The organism is Oleiphilus sp. HI0117 (assembly GCF_001635235.1).
Genome location: NZ_LWGA01000009.1, coordinates 1 through 882, shown reverse-complemented (window position 1 = coordinate 882; position 882 = coordinate 1). Strand labels below are relative to the sequence as shown.

Sequence of the window (882 nt, the reverse complement as noted above, 5' to 3'; positions counted from 1 at the left end):
TTAAGAAGAATTTTAAGACCCTCGGTAAGTGGGCTAAGAAAAATGAGATTAGCTGCTATCGCTTGTACGATGCTGATATGCCGGAATTTGCGCTCGCAGTCGATATGTACCAAAGCATTGATCAAACTACATGGCTTCATGTCCAGGAATATCAAGCGCCAAAGTCTATTGATGAGAAAGCTAGCCGAGAAAGGCTAAGAGAGGGGCTTAAGGTATTAAGCGAGTTTAGTTTTAATGGTGCAACGATACCGACGAAGCGAATTGCTTTAAAAGTTCGTTCGATACAAAAAGGTACTAAACAGTACGAAAAAGAAGCATCTCAAAAAGACTTTTTTACAGTAAGTGAGAGTGGTGCGCGATTCAAGGTAAACCTAAAGGACTACTTGGATACCGGGTTGTTTCTCGATCATCGTCCCATTAGAAAGTGGGTCTATGATAATGCCAGAGATAAACGCTTTTTAAATTTATTTTGTTATACAGGTGCGGTGAGTGTTTATGCCGCACTTGGTGGTGCGAAATCAACCTTGAGCGTTGATATGTCAAAGACCTACTTGAATTGGTTCGAGGGAAATCTGGCGCTCAATAGGCTAGCGCTTCGTGACAATAAAGTAGTTCAGGCAGATTGTATTGAGTGGCTAAAGTCACAACAGGAACAAAAAGCCAGTTTTGATCTGATTTTTCTAGATCCACCGAGCTTCTCTAATTCTAAACGAATGCAGGGGGTGCTGGATATTCAGCGTGATCATGTCGTACTCATAGAGCAGTGTATGAGCTTGCTGTCTGAAAAGGGGGTGCTGGTTTTCTCGAATAACCTGCGAAGGTTTAAGCTTGATCCAGGCTTGAGCGCAAACTATAAGGTCACAGACTTTACCAAAATGTCAG

General features: G+C 42.2%; 1 protein-coding gene. It reads left to right on the top strand.

Going from position 1 to position 882, the window contains the following annotated elements; genetic code table 11:
* Positions 1 to 882: class I SAM-dependent methyltransferase (locus A3757_RS00385; protein WP_197469601.1), on the top strand; the 882-nt coding region annotated here is incomplete at both ends.